Source organism: Variovorax sp. J22R115 (assembly GCF_030317005.1).
Taxonomy (GTDB): domain Bacteria; phylum Pseudomonadota; class Gammaproteobacteria; order Burkholderiales; family Burkholderiaceae_C; genus Variovorax.
On the sequence record NZ_JASZYM010000050.1, the window covers coordinates 1 to 2,526 of the forward strand.

Below are 2,526 nucleotides of genomic sequence, written 5' to 3' on the forward strand. Positions count from 1 at the left end.
CCGGATCGGCGAGACCTACCGCAGCACGGAAGAGACGCTGGCGCGGATCGGATTCGCACCGAACCGCGCGCAGGGCCAGCGCGGCGTACCGATGCGCGTGGCCGCCTGAGGAACCAGCAATGTCGACCGCCCAAGCGTGGACCGACCTGATCGCAGAGCACGAGCTGACCGAGCGCGGCCGTTGCTTTGCCCGCCGCGACGGCCACGAGATTGCGCTCTTTCGCATCGAGGACACCGTGCATGCGATCGCGGACAGCTGCCCGCATGCCGGCGCGTCGCTCGCCAGAGGTGCGCTCGATGGCACCACGATCCGATGCCCCGCACACGGCCTGCGCTTCGATCTTCCAAGCGGCTGCATCCACGGCGCAGGCGGCGGGCTCGCGGTGCGTACGTACCCGGTCCGGGTACATGCCGGCCGCGTCGAGGTCGACCTCGGCGACGCAATCAACTGATCCAGCCCGACGACACGAACACCACATTTCAATTTCCGGAGACACAGATGCAACAGCTCACGAAACCCCTGCGCCGCGCCATGCTCGGCGCCCTGACGGTCGCTTCCCTGCTGGCCATGGCACCCACCGCGCTGGCCCAGACCTGGCCCAGCAAGCCGATCCGTTTGGTCGTCGGCGCGCCAGCCGGCGGCACCGCCGACATCGTCGCGCGCACATTGGCCGAAGGACTGACGCCACTGCTTGGCCAGCCGGTGATCGTTGACAACAAGGCGGGTGGCATGGGTGCCATCGGCACCCAGGACCTGATCCAATCGCCGCACGACGGCTACACCTTCATGGTCGGCGTCAACGGCCTGGTCACCGAGGTCCCGCATGTCGTGAAATCCCGCATCGACATGTTCAAGGACGTCAAGCCGTTGGCCCAGCTCACCAACACTGGCCTGCTGCTTGTCGGCACTCCCTCGCTGCCGGCATCGAACCTGAAGGAAGTCATCTCCTACGTGAAGGCCCATCCCGGCAAGGTGAGCTACGCCTCGTACAGCAGCGGCACGATGTCGCACACGATGGGGCAGGAGCTGAACAAGCTGGCGGGCCTGGACATGACCCATGTCGGCTACAAGGGCTCGCCGCCCGCACTCCAGGATGTGATGGGCGGCCATGTGGCGCTGATGTTCGACGGCCCGGCGACTTCCGTTCCGCTGATCAAGGCCGGCAAGCTGAAGGCCTTCGCGGTCGGCGCGCCCAAGCGGCTGGCTGCGCTGCCCGACGTGCCTACCTTCACTGAACTCGGCTACCCGAAGATCGGCGACGTCGCCTGGATGGGCCTGTGGACCACCCCCGACGTGCCGGCCGATGTGCAAGCCAAGGTTCGCGAGGCCACGCTGAAGGTGCTCCAGCAGCCGAAGGTGATCGAGCGCTTCAGGGAGCAGGGCCAGGACATCGGCCTGCCGCTGACGCCCGACGAATTGTCGAAGTCGCTGCGTGCGGGGTCCGACAGGCACGCTGCCAACCTGAAGGCCATCGGCTTCCAGCCTGAATGAACACGAACCAAGGAACACACATCATGAACGGACAAATGATGCAGCAACCGCTGCTGATCTCCTCCCTGCTGACGCATGCCGAACGCCACCACGGCGAACAGGAAATCGTCTCGCGCCGCGTCGAAGGCGACATCCATCGCACCACCTACCGGGAGCTCGCCGCTCGGGCGCGCCGCGTGGCCAACGCGCTGGCGCAGCGCGGCATCACATTCGGTGACCGGGTCGCGACGTTGGCGTGGAACGGGTACCGCCACATGGAGCTGTACTACGGCGTCTCGGGCTCCGGTGCAGTGTTGCACACGCTCAATCCACGCCTGCACCCCGACCAGGTGGTGTGGATCGCCGATCACGCCGAAGACCAGGTGCTGTTCTTCGACCTGACCTTCCTGCCGCTGGTCGAGGCGATCGCGGGCCGCGTCAAGACCATCAAGGCTTTCGTCGCGATGACCGACCGCGCGCATATGCCGGCCTCAACCAAAATACCCGGCCTCCTCTGCTACGAGGAACTCCTGGCCGACGCGAGCGACCGCTTCGAATGGCCGAGCTTGGACGAGAACAGCGCCTCATCGCTGTGCTACACCTCAGGCACCACCGGCAACCCGAAGGGCGTGCTGTACAGCCATCGCTCGACATTGCTGCATACCTACGCCGCGGCGCTGCCCGATGCGCTCAACTGCTCGGCGCGCGACTCCATCCTGCCCGTGGTGCCGATGTTCCATGTCAACGCCTGGGGCCTGCCCTATGTCGGTTGCGCAGTCGGCGCCAAGCTCGTCTACCCCGGTCCGTTCCTGGACGGCAAGAGCCTGTACGAGCTGTTCGAGGCCGAGGGCGTGACGATGTCGGCCGGCGTACCCACCGTCTGGCAAGGCCTGCTGGCGCACGTCGAGTCCAACGACCTCGCGTTCAGCACCATGCGCCGCACAGTGATCGGCGGCTCGGCCTGCCCGCCGGCCATGATGCGCGCCTTCCAGGAACGCCATGACGTGCAGGTGCTGCACGCCTGGGGCATGACAGAGGTGAGCCCACTGGGCACC

At 66.4% G+C, this 2,526-nt stretch carries 3 protein-coding genes; all 3 read left to right on the forward strand.

Annotation, left to right across the window (positions count from 1 at the left end; all coding sequences use genetic code 11):
- Positions 1–119 precede the first annotated feature (119 nt).
- Entirely contained in the window at positions 120–452 is a 333-nt protein-coding gene (locus QTI04_RS34095; protein ID WP_286619625.1) for a Rieske 2Fe-2S domain-containing protein, read from the forward strand.
- Between the two features lie 47 nt (positions 453–499).
- Positions 500–1,492: a tripartite tricarboxylate transporter substrate binding protein gene (locus QTI04_RS34100; RefSeq protein WP_286619626.1), complete on the forward strand. Its 993-nt coding sequence runs from the start codon at positions 500–502 to the stop codon at positions 1,490–1,492.
- 23 nt (positions 1,493–1,515) lie between these two features.
- On the forward strand, positions 1,516–2,526 hold a 1,011-nt coding region (locus QTI04_RS34105), incomplete at its 3' end, for an AMP-binding protein (RefSeq protein ID WP_286619627.1).

Coding starts and splice junctions, on each gene's coding strand:
- QTI04_RS34100 (WP_286619626.1), top strand. CDS start 500: ATGCAACAGCTCACGAAACCCCTGCGCCGCGCCATGCTCGGCGCCCTG.
- QTI04_RS34095 (WP_286619625.1), top strand. CDS start 120: ATGTCGACCGCCCAAGCGTGGACCGACCTGATCGCAGAGCACGAGCTG.